This is a genomic window from Streptomyces graminofaciens, assembly GCF_030294945.1.
GTDB classification, from domain to species: domain Bacteria; phylum Actinomycetota; class Actinomycetes; order Streptomycetales; family Streptomycetaceae; genus Streptomyces; species Streptomyces graminofaciens.
This window is the reverse complement of the sequence record NZ_AP018448.1, coordinates 3,917,481-3,942,820: the sequence shown is the minus strand read 5'-3', so window position 1 is coordinate 3,942,820 and position 25,340 is coordinate 3,917,481. Positions and strand designations below refer to the sequence as shown.

The 25,340-nt window shown below is 68.1% G+C and carries 16 protein-coding genes; 12 read left to right on the top strand and 4 right to left on the bottom strand.

Annotation, left to right across the window (positions count from 1 at the left end; all coding sequences use genetic code 11):
* Window positions 1-60: 60 nt before the first annotated feature.
* Both SGFS_RS16835 and SGFS_RS16830 read right to left on the bottom strand, forming a co-directional pair.
* Window positions 61-1,158 carry a LacI family DNA-binding transcriptional regulator gene (locus SGFS_RS16835; RefSeq protein WP_350284002.1) on the bottom strand — a complete coding sequence of 366 codons (1,098 nt, stop codon included), beginning with the start codon at window positions 1,156-1,158 and terminating at the stop codon, window positions 61-63.
* A gap of 717 nt (window positions 1,159-1,875) precedes the next feature.
* A complete protein-coding gene (locus SGFS_RS16830; RefSeq protein ID WP_286251155.1) occupies window positions 1,876-3,405 on the bottom strand; it encodes a helix-turn-helix domain-containing protein in 1,530 nt (509 codons plus the stop codon).
* 144 nt (window positions 3,406-3,549) lie between these two features.
* Here SGFS_RS16830 and SGFS_RS16825 point away from each other — a divergent pair, with 144 nt between their 5' ends.
* From SGFS_RS16825 to SGFS_RS16805, 5 genes are all read left to right on the top strand, one after another.
* A complete protein-coding gene (locus tag SGFS_RS16825) occupies window positions 3,550-3,948 on the top strand; it encodes a hypothetical protein (protein ID WP_286251153.1) in 399 nt (132 codons plus the stop codon).
* Window positions 3,949-4,616: 668 nt separating this feature from the next.
* Window positions 4,617-7,331 (top strand): aconitate hydratase AcnA, encoded by a 2,715-nt coding sequence (gene acnA / locus SGFS_RS16820; RefSeq protein ID WP_286251151.1) that lies wholly within the window; start codon window positions 4,617-4,619, stop codon window positions 7,329-7,331.
* 143 nt (window positions 7,332-7,474) lie between these two features.
* Window positions 7,475-8,203, top strand: coding sequence for a response regulator transcription factor (locus SGFS_RS16815; protein ID WP_286251150.1), 729 nt, complete (start codon window positions 7,475-7,477; stop codon window positions 8,201-8,203).
* A 224-nt stretch (window positions 8,204-8,427) separates the two neighbouring features.
* Window positions 8,428-9,849 carry a sensor histidine kinase gene (locus SGFS_RS16810; RefSeq protein ID WP_286259956.1) on the top strand — a complete coding sequence of 474 codons (1,422 nt, stop codon included), beginning with the start codon at window positions 8,428-8,430 and terminating at the stop codon, window positions 9,847-9,849.
* 468 nt (window positions 9,850-10,317) lie between these two features.
* Entirely contained in the window at window positions 10,318-11,391 is a 1,074-nt protein-coding gene (locus SGFS_RS16805) for a lytic polysaccharide monooxygenase auxiliary activity family 9 protein (RefSeq protein WP_286251149.1), read from the top strand.
* 523 nt (window positions 11,392-11,914) lie between these two features.
* Here SGFS_RS16805 and SGFS_RS16800 read toward each other — a convergent pair.
* Complete coding sequence (locus SGFS_RS16800) at window positions 11,915-12,535, bottom strand: TIR domain-containing protein (RefSeq protein ID WP_286259955.1); 621 nt, start codon at window positions 12,533-12,535, stop codon at window positions 11,915-11,917.
* 12 nt (window positions 12,536-12,547) lie between these two features.
* A complete protein-coding gene (locus SGFS_RS16795; protein ID WP_286251147.1) occupies window positions 12,548-16,345 on the bottom strand; it encodes a GH92 family glycosyl hydrolase in 3,798 nt (1,265 codons plus the stop codon).
* Between the two features lie 457 nt (window positions 16,346-16,802).
* Here SGFS_RS16795 and ngcE point away from each other — a divergent pair, with 457 nt between their 5' ends.
* From ngcE to SGFS_RS16760, 7 genes are all read left to right on the top strand, one after another.
* Window positions 16,803-18,284 carry an N-acetylglucosamine/diacetylchitobiose ABC transporter substrate-binding protein gene (gene ngcE, locus SGFS_RS16790; protein WP_286251145.1) on the top strand — a complete coding sequence of 494 codons (1,482 nt, stop codon included), beginning with the start codon at window positions 16,803-16,805 and terminating at the stop codon, window positions 18,282-18,284.
* A gap of 134 nt (window positions 18,285-18,418) precedes the next feature.
* Window positions 18,419-19,348, top strand: coding sequence for a carbohydrate ABC transporter permease (locus SGFS_RS16785; protein WP_286251144.1), 930 nt, complete (start codon window positions 18,419-18,421; stop codon window positions 19,346-19,348).
* A gap of 18 nt (window positions 19,349-19,366) precedes the next feature.
* A complete protein-coding gene (locus SGFS_RS16780; RefSeq protein ID WP_286251142.1) occupies window positions 19,367-20,299 on the top strand; it encodes a carbohydrate ABC transporter permease in 933 nt (310 codons plus the stop codon).
* 180 nt (window positions 20,300-20,479) lie between these two features.
* Window positions 20,480-21,679 (top strand): ROK family transcriptional regulator, encoded by a 1,200-nt coding sequence (locus tag SGFS_RS16775; protein ID WP_286251141.1) that lies wholly within the window; start codon window positions 20,480-20,482, stop codon window positions 21,677-21,679.
* A gap of 136 nt (window positions 21,680-21,815) precedes the next feature.
* The gene (locus tag SGFS_RS16770; protein WP_286251139.1) at window positions 21,816-22,904 is read left to right on the top strand and encodes a sugar ABC transporter substrate-binding protein; all 1,089 of its coding nucleotides are present in this window, start codon (window positions 21,816-21,818) and stop codon (window positions 22,902-22,904) included.
* 285 nt (window positions 22,905-23,189) lie between these two features.
* Window positions 23,190-23,978: an ATP-binding cassette domain-containing protein gene (locus tag SGFS_RS16765; protein WP_286251137.1), complete on the top strand. Its 789-nt coding sequence runs from the start codon at window positions 23,190-23,192 to the stop codon at window positions 23,976-23,978.
* Complete coding sequence (locus SGFS_RS16760) at window positions 23,975-25,312, top strand: sugar ABC transporter permease (protein WP_286251136.1); 1,338 nt, start codon at window positions 23,975-23,977, stop codon at window positions 25,310-25,312. The genes SGFS_RS16765 and SGFS_RS16760 overlap by 4 nt, the downstream gene beginning before the upstream one ends.
* The last annotated feature ends 28 nt before the right edge of the window (window positions 25,313-25,340 follow it).

Here is a 25,340-nt window from a genome sequence, read left to right as displayed (position 1 = left end):
ACCACTGATCCGAACCGCACGGGCCCTTCGAGTACCCTCACCGGGCCCGTGCGGGGCGGGTCAGCGCCGCCGCGCTTCGCCTTCCGGTGAGGGCGGCGGCGCTCCGGTGCTCGCGCGGACCACCAGCCGGGTCGGGACCAAGGTCTTGTCGATCATGTCAGGCCCAGTGCGGCCGATCTTGCTCAGCAGCTTCTGAAGGCTGAGCCGGCCGACCGCGGCGAAGTCCTGCCGCACGGTGGTCAGCGGCGGCCAGAAGGCATGTGCCTCCTCCATGTCGTCGAACCCCACCACGCTGATGTCGTCGGGAATCCGGCGGCCGAGCTCGTGAAGGGCACGCATGACACCGAGCGCCATATGATCGTTCGCGGCGAAGATCGCCGTGACCTCCGGCCTCCGCCCCAGAGTCAACCCGTGCCGGTATCCGGATCTGGTGGTCCAGTCGCCGTACAGCACCGGGGGCGGGACGATGCCGGCATCCTGCATGGTGCGCCGCCAGGACTCGACCCGATGGGCTGCGGAGAACGACGTCGGGGGTCCGGCGATGTGCCACACCTGCCGGTGGCCGAGTTCCAGCAGGTGTTCCGTCGCCTGACGAGCGCCCAGTGCCTGATCGGTGTCCACCACGGTGTAACCGGGGCCGGTGTCGGAGTCGACAACCACCATCGGAACCCCTGGTGGGAGGCTGAACTCCGCATTGTCCAGGAGATGCGCCTCGAAGACGAGGATCACTCCGTCGACGGCCGCCTCGCTGAGCCGGTCGTAGGCACCGGAAACCCTGCCCATGGTCGGGTCCGACACGGGGATGAGGGTGACGGCGTACTTGGCGTGTGCGGCTTCCCTGGCTATGGCGTCGAGCGTGCGCGTGTTTCCGAACGAATCGAGCGTGAAGGTGATGACACCGATCGTGTTGAACCGCCCGCTCTTGAGCGCGCGTGCGGCTCCGTTCGGCCGGTAGCCCAGCGCCTGCATCGACTCCACGACCCGCTGCCTGGTCGCCGGGTCGACGTTGCTGTGGCCGTTGGACACGCGCGAAACTGTCTGCGGCGCGACACCAGCGTGACGGGCGACATCCGCCATCGACGGCCGGGGCCGTCTGGGCATGGGCTTGTCCCCAATCGCCATGATCCCCTGTTTCCCTTGTTTCTCGGCCCTGACCACAGCCTAGTCATCCCGGCAACCTGCTTGGCGTGGCTGCCGGGAGTCCGCGTCAGGAGCGGTCGGCCTGGTGCCTGCGCAGGCGCTCGGCGAGTGGCAGGAGCGTCTCGCTCAGACCCGGAGACCGAACCGCTCGCCGGCCGTGCGCAAGCTCTCGGTGGGCTCCGAGCCCTGACGAGGCGTACCGGCGTCCTCTGCCCCGGCCTCGAGTGGCCGCAGACCCGAGCCTGCGGCCCGGGCAGCACCGCCGTAATGGGCCATTGTCGGTACCCACCCTCACCGGAGCCGCGATCAACCTCGCCCGCATCAACGCCTGGCTCACCGCACCCCCAGAGCCCGCATCCGCACCTGCCGTGACCAGGGCGTCGCCCGGTCCTGGGTCTCGTGGCTGCCCCTGCGGCTGTGGACGCGCCGTACGATCCTCACGGCAGCCTCCGTTGCGACCTGCGGTTGCCGGTGCCGTACGAGGGAGGCGCCCGCAGTTGCCCGGGGGGCCGACCCCTTGCGGGGCGCCGGGCCGGTCTCCGTCAAGTACGCCCACTTCCTGCCCCCCGCTGGAGCTCGAGGCAGCGCCGCCGTCGACGCGGTCTTCGCGTAGCCGCAAACCGACCGGCAAAGCCCAGTCCGGGCCCAAAGTCCCGGAGAAGTCCCACAGGTGCCGCCGCACCCCCTCCAGACCCGCATCACCGCAGGTCAGACAGGGTGCGGCGGTACCAGCGCTCAGATGTCCCGGAACGTCTCGATCTGCGCCCCCACCGAGTTCAGCCGCTCCGCCAGCTCCTCGTAGCCGCGGTTGATGACGTACACGTTGCGCAGCACGGACGTGCCGTCAGCCGCCATCATCGCGAGGAGGACGACCACGGCCGGCCGCAGCGCGGGCGGGCACATCATCTCGGCGGCGCGCCAGCGGGTCGGGCCCTCGACCAGCACCCGGTGCGGGTCCAGCAGCTGGAGGCGTCCGCCGAGGCGGTTGAGGTCGGTCAGATAGATCGCCCGGTTGTCGTAGACCCAGTCGTGGATCAGGGTCTTGCCCTGTGCGGCGGCGGCGATGGCCGCGAAGAACGGGACGTTGTCGATGTTCAGGCCGGGGAACGGCATGGGGTGGATCTTGTCGATCGGCGCCTGGAGTTTCGAGGGACGGACGGTGAGGTCCACCAGACGGGTACGGCCGTTGTCGGCGAAGTACTCCGGCGAGCGGTCGTGGTCGAGACCCATCTCCTCCAGAACCGCCAGTTCGATCTCCAGGAACTCGATCGGCACCCGGCGCACGGTCAGTTCGGACTCCGTGACGACGGCGGCGGCCAGCAGGCTCATCGCCTCCACGGGGTCCTCGGAGGGCGAGTAGTCGACGTCCACGTCGATGTGCGGCACGCCGTGCACGGTGAGCGTGGTGGTGCCGATGCCCTCCACCCGTACGCCTAGGGCCTCCAGGAAGAAGCACAGGTCCTGGACCATGTAGTTGGAGGAGGCGTTGCGGATGACGGTCACACCGGCGTGGCGCGCGGCGGCGAGCAGCGCGTTCTCGGTCACGGTGTCGCCGCGCTCGGTCAGCACGATCGGGCGGCCGGGGGTCACGGACCGGTCGACCTCGGCGTGGTACAGCCCCTCGGTGGCGGTGATGTCGAGCCCGAACCGGCGCAGCGCGATCATGTGCGGCTCGATGGTCCGTGTGCCGAGGTCGCAGCCACCGGCGTAGGGCAGCTTGAAGTGGTCCAGGCGGTGCAGCAGCGGTCCGAGGAACATGATGATGGACCGCGTACGACGGGCCGCCGTGGCGTCGATCGCCTCCAGATCCAGCTGGGCCGGGGGCACGATCTCCAGGTCGACGCCGTCGTTGATCCACCGGGTGCGGACGCCGATGGAGCCGAGCACCTCCAGAAGGCGGTACACCTCCTCGATCCGGGCCACCCTCCGCAGCACCGTCCGCCCCTTGTTCAGCAGGGATGCGCAGAGCAGGGCGACGCACGCGTTCTTACTGGTCTTCACGTCGATGGCGCCGGACAGTCGGCGCCCGCCGACCACCCGCAGATGCATCGGACCCGCGTACCCCAGCGACACGATCTCGCTGTCCAGGGCCTCACCGATTCGAGCGATCATCTCAAGGCTGATGTTTTGGTTGCCGCGCTCGATGCGGTTGACGGCACTCTGACTGGTGCCGAGCGCCTCCGCCAGCTGTGCCTGAGTCCAGCCCCTGTGCTGCCTGGCGTCACGGATGAGCTTGCCGATGCGTACGAGGTAGTCGTCTCCCATGAGGGTGAGGTTATCTCAGATATGAGATGGCGCCTCTTGGGTGGTCTGTTCGGGTTACTTGTTTCCCCGAAGACGGCCGTTACTTGGTGTGAGGATGCGGCCACGGCATTTTTAACGAAACGCGGCAGGCGGACGGTCGGGCTCGTGGCCATGACGAGTGCGGTGCTGGCGCTGGTCGCCGGCAGCCCGGGCGGCTCCGACGACGGTGGCGCCGGCGACGGGAACTCCAAGGACCGCGAGGCGAAGTACAAGCGCGTCCTGCGAGACCCTCATCCGCGCCCCGCCGACGTCATCGAGATGGCCGGCGCACCCGCCGACGTGGTGCGCGCGGACGACGGCTCGCTGCTCCTGACGTACGACCTCGGCAACGTGGAGGACGACGAGGGGCCGGCCGCCACCGCCTGGCGCATCGTCAGCCGCGACGGCCGTACGGTCGCCCAGCACGCGGAGCATACGGACATGGAGGCGTCGCGGGTCTCGTTCAAGGGGGCGCCGGGGGGCTTCGTGCGGGTGCCGGACGAGGGTGCCAAGGGGGCGTCGTGAGGGGCTGTATGTCTCTCGCGACGGCGGACGCGAGTGGCGGCGCCACAAGTAGCGCGGAGAGCGGCGGAACGGGTGCGTGAGTGCATCGCGAGCTGCCGACCATCACCTCGGCGGACTCTGCCCGATAGGGCGATGTCTCCTGGGGCCTGTTGTGAGAGTCCCGCCTGCTCTTCGGGCGGACGACGGGATTGCGCAACAGGTCCTACGCCGTCCGGGTCCCCGGCGGCCGGGCGGTGCGAGCGTCCGGGCGGGTGGGCGCGGTGGGCGGCGTACGCTCGGCGGCCTGCTCCCGGGAGTCGGTCGAACAGTGCGCGCGGGCCCTCGCTGGCCGCAGCCGTCACACCGACGACCGGCCGGGATCGGCCCTCAGCGGCCCGCCCCGCGGGAGGCGGAAGACCGGAGCGGCGCACCACGGCCCGCTGCCGTCAAGGCCGAGACCGCCCCGGCTTCGTTGAGACACCCCACACGTCTCCTGGGCATGACCATCCGAGCCTCGTGTATTAGAGTTATCTCGACATCGAGATATCTGCCGAAGGCGCACCTCAGTCACACGCCATCGCCAGTCTGACGGTAAGGGTTACCTAACTTAGCCTTACCTTAGCGGATCGGCCAAGTGGGCGTGGCGGCAGGATGCGGTGGTACGCGCACATGGAATGAAGGAGACTGTCGTGTCGGCGAACAGCTTCGACGCCCGCAGCACGCTGCAGGTGGGCGACGAGTCGTACGAGATCTTCCGGCTGGACAAGGTGGAAGGCTCGGCCCGCCTTCCGTACAGCCTCAAGGTCCTGCTGGAGAACCTGCTCCGTACCGAGGACGGCGCGAACATCACCGCCGACCACATCCGTGCTCTTGGCGGCTGGGACTCGCAGGCCCAGCCCAGCCAGGAGATCCAGTTCACGCCGGCCCGCGTGATCATGCAGGACTTCACCGGTGTGCCCTGTGTCGTGGACCTCGCGACCATGCGTGAGGCCGTCAAGGCACTCGGCGGCGACCCGGCGAAGGTCAACCCGCTCTCCCCGGCCGAGATGGTCATCGACCACTCCGTCATCGCCGACAAGTTCGGCACGAACGACGCCTTCGCGCAGAACGTCGAGCTGGAGTACGGCCGCAACCGCGAGCGCTACCAGTTCCTGCGCTGGGGCCAGACCGCCTTCGACGACTTCAAGGTCGTCCCGCCGGGCACCGGCATCGTCCACCAGGTGAACATCGAGCACCTGGCCCGTACGGTCATGGTCCGTAACGGCCAGGCGTACCCCGACACCCTCGTCGGCACCGACTCGCACACCACCATGGTCAACGGCCTCGGCGTCCTCGGCTGGGGCGTCGGCGGCATCGAGGCCGAGGCCGCGATGCTCGGCCAGCCGGTCTCCATGCTGATCCCGCGCGTCGTCGGCTTCAAGCTCACCGGTGAGCTGCCCGCCGGCACCACCGCCACGGACCTCGTGCTCACGATCACCGAGATGCTGCGCAAGCACGGCGTCGTCGGCAAGTTCGTCGAGTTCTACGGCGAGGGTGTGGCGGCGACGAGCCTCGCCAACCGCGCCACCATCGGCAACATGTCGCCGGAGTTCGGCTCCACCGCCGCGATCTTCCCGATCGACGGCGAGACCCTGAAGTACCTGAAGCTGACGGGCCGCGACGAGCAGCAGGTCGCGCTCGTCGAGGCGTACGCCAAGGAGCAGGGCCTCTGGCTGGACCCGGCCGCCGAGCCCGACTTCTCCGAGAAGCTCGAGCTCGACCTCTCCACGATCGTCCCGTCCATCGCCGGCCCGAAGCGCCCGCAGGACCGCATCGTCCTCGCCAACGCCGCGCAGCAGTTCGCGCAGGACGTGCGCAACTACGTCGCCGAGGACGACGAGGCGGGCAAGGAGTCCTTCCCGGCCTCCGACGCCCCGGCCGAGCACAACGGCATCCCGACCCGCCCGACCCTGGTCACCGCCCCCGACGGCTCGACCTACGAGATCGACCACGGTGCGGTGACGGTCGCGGCCATCACCTCCTGCACCAACACCTCGAACCCGTACGTCATGGTCGCCGCCGCGCTGGTCGCGAAGAAGGCGGTGGAGAAGGGCCTGACCCGCAAGCCGTGGGTCAAGACCACCCTCGCCCCGGGCTCGAAGGTCGTCACCGACTACTTCGACAAGGCCGGTCTGACGCCTTACCTGGACAAGGTCGGCTTCAACCTCGTCGGTTACGGCTGCACCACCTGCATCGGCAACTCCGGCCCGCTGCCGGAGGAGGTCTCCAAGGCCGTCAACGAGCACGACCTCGCGGTCACCTCGGTCCTCTCCGGCAACCGGAACTTCGAGGGCCGGATCAACCCCGACGTCAAGATGAACTACCTGGCCTCCCCGCCGCTGGTCGTCGCGTACGCCCTCGCGGGCTCCATGAAGGTGGACATCACGCGCGACGCCCTCGGCACGGACCAGGAGGGCAAGCCGGTCTTCCTGGCCGACATCTGGCCCTCCGAGGCCGAGGTCAACGACGTCGTGGCGAACGCCATCGGCGAGGACATGTTCAGCAAGTCCTACCAGGACGTCTTCGCGGGCGACGCCCAGTGGCAGGCGCTGCCGATCCCGACCGGCAACACCTTCGAGTGGGACGCCGAGTCGACGTACGTCCGCAAGCCCCCGTACTTCGACGGCATGACGATGGAGACCACCCCGGTCTCCGACATCACCGGCGCCCGTGTGCTGGCCAAGCTGGGCGACTCGGTCACCACCGACCACATCTCCCCGGCCGGTGCCATCAAGGCCGACACCCCGGCCGGCAAGTACCTCACCGAGCACGGTGTGGAGCGTCGTGACTTCAACTCCTACGGCTCCCGCCGAGGCAACCACGAGGTCATGATCCGCGGCACGTTCGCCAACATCCGCCTGCGCAACCAGATCGCGCCGGGCACCGAGGGCGGCTACACCCGCGACTTCACCGTCGAGGGCGCGCCGGTGGCGTTCATCTACGACGCCTCCCGCAACTACATCGAGCAGGGCGTCCCGCTGGCCATCCTGGCCGGCAAGGAGTACGGCTCCGGCTCGTCCCGCGACTGGGCCGCCAAGGGCACCGCGCTCCTCGGCGTCAAGGCCGTCATCGCCGAGTCGTACGAGCGCATCCACCGCTCGAACCTCATCGGCATGGGCGTCCTCCCGCTCCAGTTCCCCGAGGGCGCCAACGCCGAGTCCCTCGGTCTGACCGGCGAGGAGACCTTCTCCTTCACCGGCGTCGAGGAGCTCAACAACGGCACCACGCCGCGCACGGTCAAGGTCACCACCGACACCGGTGTCGAGTTCGACGCGGTCGTCCGCATCGACACCCCCGGTGAGGCCGACTACTACCGCAACGGCGGCATCATGCAGTACGTGCTGCGCAGCCTGATCCGCAAGTAAGCGGACCGGTACGGCAGTTGAGGGCCGTATCCCCGGCGACGGGGGTGCGGCCCTCCGCCATGTCACGCCATCTGTCCGGGTCGCACGGCTGCGCCTCAGCCGGAACACAGGGTTCCCTCAGGCATTCGGTACAGGATTCGGACATGGCAGGCATCTCCGCGACCCGAAACGGCCGAGTCCGCGTCCTCATCGTCGACGACGAACCCGGACTCACCCAACTGCTGTCCGTGGCCGTCACCGAGGCGGGCTGGCGCCCCTACCCGGCGGCCGACGGACAGAGCGCGCTCAAGGCCGCCCGCGGCTGCGCCCCGCACGCCGTCGTCCTCGACGGGATGCTGCCCGACCTCGACGGCCTCCAGGTGCTGCGGCGGCTGCGCCACGAGAACCCGAAGCTGCCGGTGCTCATGCTCACCGCCCGGGACGCGCTGGAGCACCGTATCGACGGACTCTCGGCGGGCGCGGACGACTACGTGACCAAGCCGTTCTCCCTGGAGGAGGTCGTCCTGCGGCTGCGCGGGCTGCTGCGCCGGGCCGGCGTCGAGGAGAGCAGGCCGTCGGACGACCGCGCCCTCGTGCTCGGCGATCTCGTCCTCACCGAGGAGAGCCGCGAGGTGCACCGCGACGGTACGCCGGTCCGGCTGACCGCCAAGGAGTTCGACCTGCTCAGCCTGATGCTGAGCCACCCGCGCCAGGTGCTGAGCAAGGCCCAGATCCTCGACCACGTCTGGAGCAGCTCCTTCGACGGCGGCGGAAACCTGGTGGAGGTCTACATCTCCAGCCTCCGCCGCAAGATCGACAAGGGCAGGGCGCCGATGATCCACACGGTGCGCGGGGTCGGATACGCGATCCGGGCGGGGGAGGACGGAAGATGACGACTCGTTGGACGGCATACGGGCGGGACCGCTCCCGGCGGCCCGCGCGGACGACGGGACGGGGCTCCCGGGGGCCTTCGCGGACCTGGCGAAACCGCACCCGGCGCCCGTCACGCACACCACGCGGCGGCTTTCGGCGTCCCCTGCCGACGCTGCGGAGCCGCTCGTTGCGCACCCGCCTGCTCTTCTTCATCTCGGCCACCCTGGTCGCGGTGTGCGTCGCCATGGCGCTCACCACGGTCTTCGCCCAGCGGGCCTCGCTGCTCGGCGCCCTCGACGAGCGGGTCGCCAACGCCGCCGAGCGCAGCCTGGGAGGTGTGAGCGTCGGCCCCCGCGACCACACCGACCTGGCGTTCCTGCGGGAGCAGGGCCAGGCCGTGGGCACCCTGGCCGCCCGGCTCGACGCGGAGGGGAACATCACCACCGCCGAGGTCATCGGTTCGGGCGGCGACCCGGAGGCCCTGAGCTCCGCCCAGCGCGCCGCGCTCGAAGGCATCGAGGCCGACGGCTCCACCCACACCCGCACGGTCCCCGGCCTCGGCACCTATCGGATCACCGCCCTGACCGGCGACGGCCTGTACGTCCTCACCGGCCTCCCCATGGGCGACGTCCAGGAGATGATCGGCGACCTGGTGACCGTCGAGGCGGTCGTCGCCGCCGTCGGCCTCATCGTCTCGGGCTGTGTCTGCGCGGTCGTCATCCGGCGACAGCTGCGCCCGCTGGGCCGGGTCGCCGCGACCGCCGTGGAGGTCTCGCGGTCCCCCCTCGACCGGGGCGAGGTCACCGGCCTGACCCGCGTCCCCGAACGCGACACCGACCCCGGCAGCGAGGCCGGCCAGGTCGGCGCCGCCCTCAACCGGATGATCGACCACGTCGAGGCCTCCCTCGCCCAGCGCCAGCGCAGCGAGGAACGCATGCGCCGCTTCCTCGCCGACGCCAGCCATGAACTCCGTACGCCGCTCGCGTCCATCGCCGGCTACGCGGAACTGATGAACCGCGGCACCGACAAGATCGAGCCGACCCTGGCCTGGCGCCGTATCTCGGCGGAGTCGGCACGGATGACGGGCCTGGTGGAGGACCTGCTGCTGCTCGCCCGCCTCGACGAGGGCCGCCCCCTGGAGTCCACCGAGGTGGACCTCGCCGCCCTGGTCGCGGAGTCGGTCTGGGACGCGCGGGCGGCGGGCGAGGACCACAACTGGCAGCTGTCCCTGCTCCTGGACGCCCCGGCCCTGGTCACCGGCGACGAGGCCCGCCTCCACCAGGTGGTGGCCAACCTGCTGGCCAACGCCCGGGTGCACACCCCTGCGGGTACGACGGTCACCGCCGCGGTGGAGGCCACGGCGACATCATGCGTCGTCCGGGTACGGGACGACGGTCCCGGCATCCCGCCCGCCCTCCTCCCCTCGGTCTTCGAACGCTTCACCCGCGCCGATGTGTCCCGCTCCCGCGCCAACCCCCACGAGGGCGGCTCGGGCCTCGGCCTCGCCATCGTCGCCGCGATCGTCTCGGCCCACGGCGGCCGCCTCGACGTGGTCAGCGAGCCCGGCCACACGGAGTTCACCATCGAACTCCCGCCCGCGGGCACCACCGAACTCCCCGCCGTCGACACCGTCTCGGCGCCCTCGGTCCCGTCCGTTCCGGTGTGACGGCACTCCACCACCGACTTCAGGTCCGCCTCAGCTTCGTCCCGCACAGTCGTTCTCGACGGCCGCTCTCGCGGAAAGGAGTTCCTTCGACGATCGGTGACATCCCACGGCGTCGCCTCACCAGCGGTGGGCCGACGGTCCGTGCATTTCCGTGCCATACGGTTTTCTGTCATCGCGGGGGCCGCGTCCAGCCGGGCGCGGCCCTTGTGCGTCGGCGCGCGTCGGACGTTCCCGAGGGCCCCGCCTCCGGGCATTCCCAACGACCCCACGCGCAGGCGTTTACAACCACACCTCCGCGCGCTAGCTTCCGAAGAAGGTGGGGGTGGGAGCGCTCCCATATCGAGTGGCGGACCGGAACCCGCCCCCGGGGTCCGTTCCCACCCCGCACCTCTGTGTACGAAGTCATCCGCACCCACCTACATGCACATGCGCACGTCCCCCCAGGCCGTACACCAAGGAGCGCTTGTCATGCACGTGCCAATCCTGCGATTAAGGCTGCCCAAACGCCACCGGGCCCTCTTCCTCGTCCTGCTCGCCCTCGTCACCACGATCCCGGCGCTCGGCCTGGTCCTGTCGGCCGGCAGCGGCAAGGCGGAGGCCCACGGCACCCCGATGAAGCCCGGCAGCCGTACCTTCCTGTGCTGGCAGGACGGGCTGACCGACACCGGGGAGATCAAACCGATCAACCCGGCCTGTCGTTCCGCACAGCAGGTCAGCGGAACGACCCCGTTCTACAACTGGTTCTCGGTGCTCCGCTCGGACGGCGCCGGCCGCACCCGCGGCTTCGTCCCGGACGGTCAGCTGTGCAGCGGCGGCAACACCAACTTCACCGGCTTCAACACCCCGAGCGCCGACTGGCCGCTCACCCACCTCACCTCGGGCGCGAACGTCGACTTCTCCTACAACGCGTGGGCGGCGCACCCTGGTTGGTTCTACGTCTACATCACCAAGGACGGCTTCGACCCGACCAAGACGCTCACCTGGAACGACATGGAGGCGCAGCCGTTCCTGAGCGTCGACCACCCGCCGCTCAACGGCTCCCCGGGCACGGTCGAGGCCAACTACTCCTGGCGGGGACAGCTCCCGGCGAACAAGTCGGGCCGTCACCTCATCTACATGGTCTGGCAGCGCTCCGACAGCCAGGAGACCTTCTACTCCTGCTCCGACGTCGTCTTCGACGGCGGCAACGGTGAGGTGACCGGCATCAAGGAGCCCGGAAACCCCAGCGAGCCGGTACCGGGCCAGTGCTCCGCGACCCGCCGTACGACGGGCAGTTGGAGCGGCGGCTACCAGTCCGAGGTCGTCGTCACCAACACCGGCGACGTGCCCATGCTCGGCTGGATGGTCGACTGGACGCTGCCGAGCGGCCAGAAGATCGACAGCCTCTGGAACGGCAACCCCACCTACAACGGCCAGGCGGTGATGGTGCACAACGCCAACTGGAACGGCTCGCTCGCGCCAGGACAGAGCGCCAACTTCGGCTATGTGGTCCAGGGCTCGGGAGGTGATACCGCCACGACGCTGCCCTGCCGGGTGGGCTGAGCGGCCGCCCCGGCCCGGCCTGACACAGGACGGACGGAACGCGGGTGGGTGCGCCGGGTCGGCGCACCCACCCTCTGGGCCGCCGCGGCAGGGCTGAACGGCGCCCCCGCGGCCGTCACCGCCGTCTGCTGGGCCCCCTGTTTCACCCCGGCCACGGGCACCGGCTTCGTAGAGGGCACCGGCGGCCCGGTACACCTGGATGGTCTCGCACAACACGGCCCCGGCCTCTTCGCGGTTCATCGAGATCCACGCGACCGGAGCGGCGGCAGAGGCCCTCTACATTCAAGCTCTGAAGATCAACGGCCGAGCGAGTACTCGTCCCCGGCTGTCGGCGTCCTTCGTCCAGGACGGTGGCACCCTCGACTACACCCTGAGCCCAACCGCGAACCCGGAGTGGGGCAGTGCCCCGACGGACGCCCTGCCCTCCTACCTGTCCTCATCCTCGCCGTCGTCCTCCTCTTCGTTTTTGTCATCGTCTTCGTCCCGGTCCCGTTCCTCGTCGCCCAACTCGCCCTTGAAATCTTCAGTTCCGCTTCACCTCTGCCAGTTCGCCGGGACCGATCATGCCGCCGAAGTACTGAGTGAAGACGTCCATCTCCAGCACGCGCGACTCGGCCAGCAGCCGAATGAGCTTCTGCACGCTCGCGCCGGCCGCCTCCACAGTGGTCGTCGCCTGCTGGAGGTTCCGCAGTGCCCTGTCGGGCCTGAGGCCCAGACGTTCGATATGCCGCCGGATGTCGTAACACGGACGCGCGACCGCCTTGAGAAGATCACCGTCGTCTCGCGGCTGGAACAGCGCCGGGACGATCCCCGCCAGGTCCGTCGGCAGTGAGGGCGGATTGGTGCGGTCGTAGAGCATGTAGGTGCGCTCGCGGCCCAGTGCGCCGATGAACAGGCCGAGCTCGAACAGGACGTTGTCCCTCGCCGCCGGCCTCTCCACCCCACGAGTGACGGTCATGTCGTCAGACGTGAGCACGAGGATCGCGAAGTCGTACTTGGGCAGCTCCAGGACCAGGGACTCGAGGTTGCCCTGCGAGAGGCCGAAGACGCCCTGAGTCCACAGCGTGACGTCACACGGCGTACGGTCGCCGAGGTTGACCTGAACGGCCTCCGCGATGTCCAGCCCCTCGGACGACGAACCGATGACTGCGGAATATCAAGCGAGCAACTCCACCTCCGCCACAGTGGCCGCGTTGTCGAGCACCAGCCGGTAGTGCTTGTAGGTTCCCGGCGCCGGAATCGAGAACGCCCTCGTCTGCCGGTCCCAGGTGAACGACTCGCCGGAGCGTCTGTCGAGGGTCTTCCAGGTGGTCCCGTCGGCGGAGGCCTGGAGGGTCCAGCCGGTGGGGGCGTCGGTTCGGTCGGCGGAGGTCAGCGTGTACTGAACCACCTTGGTCCGACCGGAGGTTGGCAGAGCGATCCTCTCCACCGACACCTTCGTCGACGACGTGTTGTCGAACAGCTCACCGGCCCCCTCGATCACATCCGCACGCGGCGACGGCACCTCGTCCCCCTTCGTGATCGACACCGGCGCCGCCCCCTCACCCGTGCCCCACGTCGACGGCTCCGGCCCCATGTCGAACTCCAGGATCCCGCCCTCGGCGATCAGCGAGTGAGGAAGGGAAGTCGAGGTCCACGCCTTGCCGTTGACCTTCAACCCCTGCACGTACACATTCCGCGCGCTGTTGTCCGGGGCCTTCACCACCAGGTCCTCGCCGTTCTCCAGATGGACCGTGGCCTTGGTGAACAGGGGTGAGCCGATCGCGTAGTCGCCGCTGCCCATCACCAGGGGGTAGAAGCCGAGCGCGGAGAACAGGTACCAGGCCGACTGCTCGCCGTTGTCCTCGTCGCCGTGGTAGCCCTGGCCGATGTCGCTGCCGGTGTAGAGGCGGGACAGCACCTCGCGGACCTTCTCCTGCGCCTTCCACGGCTGTCCGGCCGCGTCGTACATATAGGTCGCGTGGTGCGCGACCTGGTTGGAGTGGCCGTACATGCCCATCCGTACGTCACGCGCCTCGGTCATCTCGTGGATGACCCCGCCGTACGAGCCGACGAACTCGGGGGACGCGGTCTCCGGCGTGGAGAAGTACGTGTCCAGCTTCTTCGCGAGGCCGCTCCGGCCGCCGTACAGGTTGGCCAGGCCCTTGCTGTCCTGGGGTGCGGTGAAGGCGTAGCCCCAGCCGTTGGTCTCGGTGTAGTCGTGGCCCCAGACGCGCGGGTCGTACTTCGAGGAGTCCATCCGCCAGGCCCCGGTGTCGTCCCGGCCCTGGAAGAACCCGGCCTTCCCGTCGAACAACTTCACATAGTTCCGGGCCCTGTTGAGGAAGTACGCAGACTCCTCCTTGTAGCGCTTCTCGCCCGTCCTCCGGTACAGGGCCTGGCCCATCCGGGCGATGCCGTAGTCGTTGAGGTAGCCCTCCAGCGCCCATGACAGGCCCTCGTGCGTGCCGGTGCTCGTGTAGCCGAGGAAGGGGGAGGTGGCCATGCCCTTTCGGCCCACGCCTGAGGACGGGGGTACGACCGTCGCGTTCTTCAGGGCCGCCTCGTACGCCGCCGTCGCGTCGAAGTCCACGCCCTTGACGTATGCGTCCGCGAACGCCACGTCCGACGATGTGCCCGTCATCAGGTCCGCGTAGCCGGGGGAGGACCAGCGGGAGGTCCAGCCGCCGTCCTTGTACTGCTGCACGAAACCGTCGACCATCTCACCCGCCTGACCGGGCGACAGCAGCGAGTACGCGGGCCATGTCGTCCGATAGGTGTCCCAGAAGCCGTTGTTGACGTACACCTTGCCGTCGACGATCTTCGCGCCGGTGTGCGTCGGCGTGTCCGGGCCCGGCATGGGGGAGAAGGGCGACGCGTACCGGTACTTCGAACCGACCTTCTCGAAGCCGGAGTTGGGGTACAGATACAGCCGGTAGAGGTTCGAGTACAGCGTCGTCAGCTGGTCCGGGGTCGCGCCCTCGACCTCCACCTTGCCGAGGATCCGGTCCCACCGGTCCCGCGCCCGGTCCCGTACCGTCTCGAAGTCCGTCCCCTCCGGGATCTCCTGGCGCAGGTTGGCCGCCGCCTGGTCGAGGCTGATGAGGGAGGTCGCGAGGCGGAGGGTCACCGCGCGGTCGGCGCCCGCGTCGAAGCGCAGATGCCCCTTCACCCCGGCCGCACTCCCGTCCGTCACCGGCGAGTCGAAGACCCCGTAGACGAAGAGCCGGGTCGCTCCCGTCGACAGCCCGGACTTCACATCCGAGAATCCGGTGACGGTCCCGGCCGTCCTGTCGAGCGTCAGACCCGCCTGGTCCGTCACATTGTCGAAGAGCACGCTCGCGTCGTCGCCGGGATACGTGAACCGCAGGGCGGCGGCATGGTCCGTGGGCGCCAGCTCCGCCTTGATCCCGTTCTCGAACCGCACCCCGTAGTAGTACGGCCGGGCCGTCTCGTTCTCGTGCCGGAACGCCAGCGCCCGTGCCGTACGGCCCAGCTCAGGGGTGCCGGACGCGGCCGACGGCATCACCTGGAACGTCTGCCGGTCACCCATCCAGGGGCTCGGCTCATGACTCGCGCTGAACGCCTGGATCGTCGGCAGGTTGTCCGCGTCGTTGGCCCGCGCGTAGTCGTACAACCAGCTGAGCGAGCCCGCGTTGGTCACCGGCGTCCAGAAGTTGAAGCCATGGGGGACGGCCGCCGCCGGGAAGTTGTTGCCGCGCGAGAAGCCGCCACTGGAGTTGGTGCCCCGCGTGGTGACCGCGTAGTCGGAGAGATGCGCCTTCGGCTGCTCGGGCGCCCGCACCCTCAGCCGTACGTCGTCCAGCCAGCCCCGGAACCTCGCCGGGCCCTTCGGCGAGTCGTACGCCACCAGGATCCGGTCGACCGTGCGCCCGGCCGCGACCGACCCGATCCGCGCGACCACGTCGTTCCACTGGTTGACGTACAGGACCTTCGCCGCGCCCTGCCCGCGTGGGGTGAGCGGGAATCCGTGCTGGTCACGGGCACCGAGGTCACTGAGCAGTGTGCCGTCCGTGAAGGCCAGGTCCACCGCCACGTTCGTGGCGTCGTAGTCCAGATCGCCGTCCGCCATCGACGGGAAGATCCGGTACGCCAGCTCGGTGTCCCGCTCGACGGCCACATTCACATCGAAGACCTTGTTGTACGAATAGGCCCGCCCGTCCGCCGTGTGCCGTCCCGCGTACCGCAGCGCCCGCTTCCCCGTGAACCCCATGCCGGACTTCGCCGTCGCCGAGCCGCTCGGACCCCGGTCCACCAGCGAGCGCATGTCCTTGGGCACGGGCTCCTGCTCACTGCCACCCGTGGAGAACTGCACGTCGGCGAGTTGCGTGATGCCGGAGGCCCCGTTGTTCCCGGTGATGTCGAGCCGGAAGTGCCGGTACTCGCCCGGGGTGCCACCGATGTCGTACGACTTCGTCCGGAATCTCTCGTCGAAGTCCTGCCCGGAGCGGGTGTCGAGGGTCTGCCAGCCGCTGCCGTCCGTGGAGCCCTGGAGCGTCCAGTCCTTCGGGTCGCGCTCGGCGGCGTCGTTCGCCGAGGTCAGCGCGTACGTCACCACCTTGACCGGGGCGTCGAACTCGAACTCGGCCCAGCCCGTGGGCGCGAAGGTGAGCCACTTCGTGCCCGGCTCGCCGTCGACGAGGTTCTCCTTCACCTCGCCGGCGCCCGTGTTCTCGCCGCTCGCCCGGACCTCCGTGACGTGGTCGGTCACATTGCCGGGGATGCCGCTGCTGTAGCCGCCGTCGACACCGGAGGCCCGCCTGGTCCCGTCGGGTGCCGTGTCCACGGTGTTGAGCCAGTCCGGTGCCCGGTCCCCGGCCTCGAAGGAGGACGCGAAGGCGCGGTCCTCCGCCGAGGGCCGGTCCGGTAACGCGACGGCCGCCCCCTGCGAGGCCACCAGCAGTGCTGACGCGGCCGCTCCGAGCGCCGCCGTGGAACCCCAACCGTGCCGCATGCGCGAGCACCCTCCCTGCGCCTGATCGAAAAAGATCAGAGATGGACAACGTTGTCGACCGCGTTACGCAGGCACCAGTAGTGGTTCAAGTGGCGAGTGGTGTCAAGGGCGTTGAGTAAGCCATCCGGGTTCAACGCCGGGGGATTTTTCCGTCAGGGCACCCAAGGGCGCTCATATTTCCGCGAGGTCTCAACTCGGAAAAGACCAACGGCCAACCTTGCATTCGATCTTGCTCCCTCGGCGGGAAGTGGACTATACCTGTCGGCGTCCGCATAGTGGTCGCACAACCGCGGACAGGCATGACCTGGGGGGAAATAGCGGTGGTCGCGGACGTGTCATGCGCGCACCGCCGCCTTGCCCCTGTTGAATCCTCACGCACGACCCCAGCTTGAACCGACCGCGGTGCCGGGAGGATCCGGTTCACCGCCTGAGTCCTGGAGAAGGCGAGGACTTGAGCATGGGATCCACTACCGCTGAGAACACCGGGAACGACAACGGCTCCGAAGGCGTGGGCGGCAGCGCCCCCGGAGGAGTCGGCCGCCGCGATCTGATCAAGCGCTCCGCGGCGCTGGGCCTGATCACCGTCCCCACGATGAGCTTCCTGTCCGCCTGTGCCAGCGGCGGCGGAGGCGACGACTCGTCGGACGACACCCAGGGCAAGACCTCCTCGTCCAACCCCTTCGGCGTCAAGAAGGGCAGCAAGCTCGACGTCGTGATCTTCAAGGGCGGCTACGGCGACGCCTACGCCAAGGCGTGGGAGGCCGACTTCGACAAGCAGTGGGGCGTCACCTCCAGCCACACCGGTACCCAGGAGATCACCGGCAAGCTCCAGCCACGCTTCAACGCGGGCAATCCGCCGGACATCGTGGACGACTCGGGCGCCCAGAAGATCAAGATCGACGTCCTCTACAAGAACGACCAGCTCCTCGACCTCGCCGCGGTCCTCGACGCGCCCTCGATCGACGACCCGGACAAGAAGGTCCGCGACACCCTCATCCCCGGCACCCTCGACCCGGGTCTGCAGGAGGGCAAGGTCGTCGCCCTCAACTACATCTACACGGTGTGGGGCCTGTGGTACTCCGGCAAGCTCTTCAAGGAGAAGGGCTGGGAGGAGCCCAAGACCTGGGCCGACTTCCTCGCCATCTGCAAGGACGCCAAGTCCCAGAACATCGGTGGCCTCGCCCACCAGGGCAAATACCCGTACTACATCAACGTCGCCATCATGGACCTGATCGCCAAGAAGGGCGGCTTGGACGCCATGAAGGCGATCGACAACCTCGACCCGAAGGCCTTCGTCGGGTCGGACGCCGCCCAGGCGGGGGTCGAGGCGATCTACGAGGTGGTCGAGAAGGGCTATCTGATGCCCGGCACCAACGGCCTCACCCACACCGAGTCCCAGACCCGCTGGAACCAGTACAAGGCCGCGTTCATCACCTGTGGTTCATGGCTGGAGAACGAGCAGCTGAAGCAGACCCCGGACGACTTCGACATGAAGTTCATGCCGATGCCGCTGCTGCCCGACAGCGTCATGCCGTTCGAGGCGATCCGCGCCGGCTCCGGCGAGCCGTTCATCATCCCGGCCAAGGCCAATAACCTGCCGGCGGCCCAGGAGTTCATGCGGATGATGCTCTCCAGGGAATGGTCGACGCTGTTCGCCAAGGAGGCGAACTCCCTGACCATCGTGAAGGACGGTGTCGACACCGGGGTCCAGCTGCGGCCCGGTACGCAGTCGACCGTCGAGGTGTCCAAGGCAGCCGGTGACGACACCTTCCGATACCTGTACACGGAGTGGTACAGCGAGATGGACACGGCCATTCAGAACGCGTCCAACGAGTTGATGGCCAAGCGGATTCAGCCGAAGGAGTGGTTGAAGCGGGCGCAGGCCGCCGTGGACAAGGCGGCCAAGGATCCGGCGTCGAAGAAGAACCGTCGCGACTAGTTCGTGTTGAGGAGCGCCGTGGGGACTGTGTGACGTTGTGAGCTGCTGATTCGTTGTGGCTTGTCGCACAGTTCCCCGCGCCCCTGGGTGGTGCCGGCCTCTCGTCACATGTTCACCAAGGCAGGAATTCGCCAATGCGCAAAGGGCAGTACAGGTTCGTCGCGGGGTTTCTGTTCGTCCCCGTGGCGCTTTATCTGATCTTCGTCATCTGGCCCTACATCCAGACCTTCGGCTATTCGCTGACCGACTGGAAGGGGCAGTCGCAGACGTTCGAGTTCGTCGGGATCGACAACTACACCGCGTTGGTCCGGGACGACATCTTCATGGGTGCCATCTGGCACAACATCCTGTTCCTGGTGTTCATCCCGGTGATCACCATCCTGCTCGCGCTGTTCTTCGCCTTCATGCTCAACGCGGGCGGACGCGGCCGGGCCGGCGGGGTGTCGGGGGTCGCGGGGTCGAAGTTCTACAAGGTCGTCTACTTCTTCCCGCAGGTGCTGTCGCTGGCGATCCTCGCCGTGCTGTTCGGGGCCGTGTACCGCTCCGACGGCGGCGGCATGCTCAACGGGTTCCTGGTCAAGCTGGGACTGGTCGACGCCAACGACCCCATCGAATGGCTGAACGAGCCGAACCTCGTGCTGTGGGCGCTGATCCTGGTCGTGGTCTGGCACGGCGTCGGTTTCTACCTGGTGCTGTTCTCCGCCGCGATGCAGTCCATCCCGAGGGACATCTACGAGGCCGCGCTGATCGACGGGGCCTCCCGCACCCACACCTTCCTCCGCATCACCCTGCCGCTGCTGTGGGACTCCGTGCAGACCGCCTGGGTCTACCTCGGCATCGCGGCGATGGACATGTTCATCCTCGTGTCCACCATGACCTCCGGGGAGTACGGCGGCGGCCCGGACCACCACAGCGAGGTCATGTCGACCGTGATGATGCGGAACTTCCTCTACTACGGCAAGAGCGGCTACGCCTGCGCCATGGGCGTGGTGATGCTGCTGCTCACCCTGATCGTGTCCGTGGTCATGCTGCGCGCCACCCGCCGCGAGCGCATCGAGTTCTGAGCGGGAGAGACGGGAATCATGAGCGCACCCCTCAAGACCACCTCGTACGGCGACTCCGTACCCACCAGCCCGCCCCCGGACGGACGCCCGGGCAAGCCCGACGGCGACCGCGGCGAGGGCGTCGTCCTGAACGTGTTCTCGCACGGCTTCCTCGCACTGTGGGCGCTGCTGATCGTGCTGCCGCTGCTGTGGCTGGTGCTCAGCTCCTTCAAGACCGACTCCCAGATCGCGGGCTCCGCCTTCGGCTGGCCGCAGAACTGGTCCCTCGACGTCTTCTCCCGCGCCTGGGACAAGGGCATCGGCGACTACTTCCTCAACACGGTCCTCGTGCTGGCCTTCTCCGTGCCGCTGACCATGCTCTTCGGGTCGATGGCCGCCTATGTCCTGGCCCGCTACCAGTTCTGGGGCAACCGGCTGCTGTACTACTTCTTCGTCGCCGGCGCGATGTTCCCGGTGTTCCTGGCCCTCGTCCCGCTGTTCTTCATGGTCAAGCGGCTCGACATGCTGAACACCTACCAGGGGCTGATCCTGGTCTACGTCGCCTACTCGATGCCGTTCACCGTGTTCTTCATGCACGCCTTCTTCCGGACACTTCCCACCGCTGTCTTCGAGGCTGCCATCCTCGACGGCGCCTCGCACACCCGGACGTTCTTCCAGGTCATGCTGCCGATGGCCAAACCCGGGCTGATCAGCGTGGGCATCTTCAACACGCTCGGACAGTGGAACCAGTTCATCCTGCCCACGGTCCTGATGCAGCCGCAGAGCGGCGACGATCCCGAGCGGTACGTCCTCACCCAGGGCCTCATCCAGCTTCAGCAGCAGCAGGGCTACGCCTCCGACCTGCCCGTCCTCTTCGCCGGCGTCACGATCGCGATGATCCCCATGCTCGTCGTCTACCTCTCCTTCCAGCGCCAGGTCCAGGCCGGCCTCACTTCCGCCACCCTTAAGTAGCCGCAGAGTGACATTTAGTGGTCATTCAGTCATGCCAGTTTCTGTCAAGGACTTGACTGCGGTAACCCGTTCAGCGGAGCTTGGAGTTCACAACTTGTAAGTGACCCGGGTTCCGCTGCTGTGACCTGGGTCACGGGCGGCGTGGTGGTCGCCCGGCCTTGGACGGGAGTGGATGAGTCGATGGAGACTCCGGGATCGCAGTCGTCGCTGCACCGAGCAAATCTGGAGCGCGTCGTACGGGCGGTGCGTCTCGCCGGCTCGCTCACGCAGGCCGAGATCGCGCGGACGACCGGCCTGTCCGCGGCCACCGTTTCCAATATCGTGCGCGAACTCAAGGAAGGGGGAACGGTCGAGGTCACGCCCACCTCGGCGGGCGGCCGGCGGGCCCGTGCGGTCTCGCTGAGCGGGGATGCCGGCATCGTCATCGGCGTCGACTTCGGCCACACCCATTTGCGCGTCGCGATCGGAAATCTGGCCCACCAGGTGCTGGCCGAGGAGTCGGAGCCGCTCGATGTGGACGCCTCCTCCACCCAGGGCTTCGACCGGGCGGAACAGCTGGTCAACCGTCTGGTCGACGCCACGGGTGTGGACCGTACGAAGATCGCGGGCGTCGGCCTCGGCGTGCCCGGACCGATCGACGTGGAGTCCGGGACGCTGGGCTCCACCGCCATCCTGCCGGGCTGGACCGGCACCAGGCCCGCCGTCGAGATGCGCCACCGCCTCGGCGTTCCGGTTCACGTGGACAACGACGCCAACCTCGGCGCCCTCGGTGAACTCGTCTGGGGCAGCGGCCGAGGGGTGCGCGACCTGGCCTACATCAAGGTGTCCAGTGGCGTTGGTGCCGGACTGGTGATCGATGGCAAGATCTACAGAGGTCCGGGTGGCACCGCGGGAGAAATCGGGCATATTACTCTTGATGAATCCGGCCCCGTCTGCCGCTGCGGCAACCGCGGCTGTCTGGAGACCTTCGCGGCGGCGCGCTATGTGCTTCCGCTCCTCCGGTCCAGCCACGGCACGGACCTGACCATGGAAGGCGTCGTACGGCTGGGCAGGGACGGAGATCCGGGCTGCCGTCGGGTGATCGCCGACGTCGGCCGACACATCGGCAGTGGAGTCGCCAATCTCTGCAATCTGTTGAATCCGAGCCGCGTGGTCCTCGGTGGCGATCTCGCCGAGGCCGGGGAGTTGGTGCTCGGGCCCATAAGGGAGTCGGTCGGCCGGTACGCCATCCCCAGTGCCGCACGTCAACTCTCGGTGCTGCCAGGGGCACTTGGCGGTCGCGCGGAGGTCCTCGGGGCCCTCGCTCTGGCCCTCAGCGAGATGGGTGATTCAACCCTTTTGGACGGAACGTTGTCCGCAGCCACTCCTGTCTTCACTTAGAGAACGAAAGGCGCCGTTGCCAACCCGTTAAGGATTTACTTCTTGACGTCGCACGTGTGGCCGAGTTGACTTCCAGCCACCTCGGCCGCAGCGCTGCGGCCCGTGTCAGGGAGGCACAACCCAAATGAACGCAACGATGCGTAGAGTCGTGATCGGCGCCACCGCGGTTTCGCTGGCGCTCTCCGTGGCGGCCTGTGGCAAGGCCGGCGACGACAACGACTCCGCCGACAGCGGCAGCAGCAAGGGCGGCAAGACCATCGGTCTGCTGCTCCCCGACAGCGTCACCGAGCGCTACGCGAAGTTCGACCGTCCCTTCTTCGAGGACAAGGTCGAGGAGCTGTGCTCGGACTGCAAGGTCGAGTACGCCAACGCCGCCGGTGACGCGTCCAAGCAGGCCCAGCAGGTCACCACCATGATCACCAAGGGTGTCAAGGTGATCGTGATCAGCGCCCAGGACTCCGCCGCCATCAAGTCCTCCATCCAGGCGGCGGTCGACAAGGGCATCAAGGTCGTCGCGTACGACCGTCTGGCGCAGGGCCCGGTCTCGGCGTACGTCTCCTTCGACAACGTCAAGGTCGGCGAGCTCCAGGGCCAGGCGCTCCTCGACGCGCTCGGCGACAAGGCGACCAAGAAGTCGAAGGTCGTCATGATCAACGGTGACGACGCCGACCCGAACGCCGGCCAGTTCAAGGAGGGCGCCCACAAGGTCCTCGACGGCAAGGTCGACATCGCCTACGAGCAGTCCGGTCTGTGGAAGGACACGGTCGCCAGCCAGAAGATGTCGGCGGCCATCACCCAGATCGGCGCCAAGAAGATCGCGGGCGTCTACGCCGCCAACGACGGCATGGCCGGTGGCATCGCCACCACCCTCAAGGGCGCCGGCATCAGCGGCATCCCGCTGACCGGTCAGGACGCCGAGCTCGCCGGCATCCAGCGCATCGTCGCGGGCACGCAGTCCAGCACGGTCTACAAGGCCTTCAAGCCGGAGGCCGACGCCGCCGCCCAGCTCGCGGTCAACCTGCTCGAGGGCAAGGACATCAAGGACCTCGCCACCGAGACGCTCACCAGCGGCTCCGGCGACAAGGTGCCCTCGCAGCTGCTGACCCCGGTCTCGGTCACCAAGGCCAACATCAACGACACGGTGATCAAGGACAAGCTGTACACCGTCGCCGACATCTGCACCGCCGAGTACGCCAAGGCCTGCAAGGCCGCCGGCCTTCAGTAAGCCGGGTCGAGTCCAGGGCGGCCGCGAGACGACGCGGCCGCCCGGGACCATGACCGCCGAAGAGCGGTCCCGCGAAACCTGTCCGACGCCCGCCCCACCTTCAGACCCCGCTTTCGGGTCGGGCGTCGGACGGAACCGCTGCCGAGGCAGCGGCTTTGCGCATGTTCACCTTGTAAGCCTTGTACGTGGTCGGCCCCGGAGCGTTCAGCCCCGGGAGCGCCACGCGCATCCCTCCGCGCCTGTCCCCCGAGGCGCGGCATCCCCGCCGGTCAGGCGGCGAAGGAGATGGTTCACGTGTCCGCTACGCCCGTGTTGGCGTTGCGCGGAGTCTCCAAGCGGTTCGGTGCGGTGCAGGCACTCACCGACGTAGAGCTGGAGGTTCACGCCGGAGAAGTGGTCGCCCTGGTGGGCGACAACGGCGCAGGGAAGTCGACCCTGGTCAAGACGATCGCGGGTGTACACCCCATCGATGAGGGCGTTATCGAGTGGGAGGGCAACCCGGTCAGCATCAACAGGCCGCACGACGCCCAGGGACTCGGCGTCGCGACGGTCTACCAGGACCTCGCGTTGTGCGACAACCTCGACGTGGTCGGCAACCTCTACCTCGGGCGCGAGCTGCTGCGCAAGGGCGTCATCGACGAGGTGTCGATGGAGAAGAACGCCCGGGAGCTGCTGAGCACGCTGTCCATCCGGATCCCGAGCGTCCGTATCCCGATCGCCAGCCTCTCCGGCGGTCAGCGCCAGGTCGTGGCCATCGCCCGCGCCCTCATCGGCGACCCCAAGGTCGTCATCCTCGACGAGCCCACCGCCGCGCTCGGCGTCGAGCAGACCGCGCAGGTCCTCGACCTCGTCGAGCGGCTGCGCGACCGCAACCTCGGTGTCATCCTCATCAGCCACAACATGGCCGATGTGAAGGCTGTCGCGGACACCGTCGCCGTACTGCGCCTGGGCAAGAACAACGGTTCCTTCTCCGTGAAGGACACCAGCCACGAAGAGATCATCGCCGCGATCACGGGTGCCACGGAGAACGCCGTGACCCGTCGTGCGGGGCGCACCGCGGAGGCGGCAAAGTGAGCGACACGTCCAAGACTGTGAAGAGCGAAAAGTCCAAGTCCGAGGGTGTGGTCGAGGAGCAGACGACCGTCGCTCCCGCCGACGACCCCACCGCGGCCCCCGTCTCCGTCGTCGACCCACGTCTGCTGGTCCGCGAAGAGGGCCTCAAGGGCTATGTCACCGAGTTCAAGCGCAAGGTCAAGGGCGGCGAGCTGGGCTCGCTGCCGGTCTTCATCGGCCTGATCGTCATCTGGACGATCTTCCAGTTGCAGAATGATCGATTCCTCAGCGCGGACAACCTCTCCAACATCAGCTACTTCCTGTCGGCCACCGGCATGCTCGCCATCGGCCTGGTGTTCGTGCTGCTGCTCGGCGAGATCGACCTGTCCGTCGGTTCCGTCAGCGGTCTCGCGTCCACGATCTTCGCCGTGTTCGTGGTCACCCACGGTATGAACGCCTGGCTGGCGCTGGTCCTGACCATCCTCACCGGTATCGGCATCGGTTCCCTGCACGGCTGGTTCTTCGCGAAGATCGGCGTACCCGCGTTCGTCGTGACCCTGGCCGGCTTCCTCGGCTGGAACGGTCTGATGCTGTGGCTGCTCGGCGAGAGCGGCACGATCAACATCCCGGCCGAGCAGGGCCCGATCAGGCTGCTGGGCCAGAACTCCTTCTTCATGGACCAGGCCATCGTCGGCGCGTACATCCTGGCCGGTCTCGGTGTCGTCTCCCTGGCCGTGGGCTCGTTCAGCGAGCAGCGCCGTCGTCGGGCGGCCGGTGTGCCGTTCCGGCCCACCAGCGAGATCCTGCTGCGCGTCGGCGCGCTCGCCGTGGCGTCGTTCGCGGCCGCGGCCGTGCTGAACAACGCTCAGGGTGTCTCCAACGCCCTGGTCATCTTCCTCGGGTGCCTCGTCGTCGTCGACTTCGTGCTGCGCCGCACGCCGTACGGCCGCCAGGTATTCGCGGTCGGCGGCGGCATCGAGGCGGCGCGTCGTGCCGGTATCAACGTGCCGATGATCCGGATCACCGTGTTCGCCATCTCCGGCATGTTCGCGGCGGTGGGCGGCATGTTCTTCGCGGGTCAGACCGCGAGTGCGACGCTCAACGCCGGTGGCGGCAACACGCTGATGCTCGCGATCGCGGCTGCGGTCATCGGTGGCACCAGCCTCTTCGGTGGGCGTGGGTCCGTGTGGTCGGCGCTGCTGGGTATGTTGGTGATCCAGTCGATCCAGACGGGTCTGGACCTGCTGAACATGAACACGTCGATCCAGTACATGATCACGGGTGCGGTTCTGCTGGGTGCGGTGGTCATCGACTCGGTGTCCCGTAAGAGCCAGAAAGCTGCGGGGCGCGCCTGAGCGCCCTTGGGGCGCGGGGTGTCCTGCG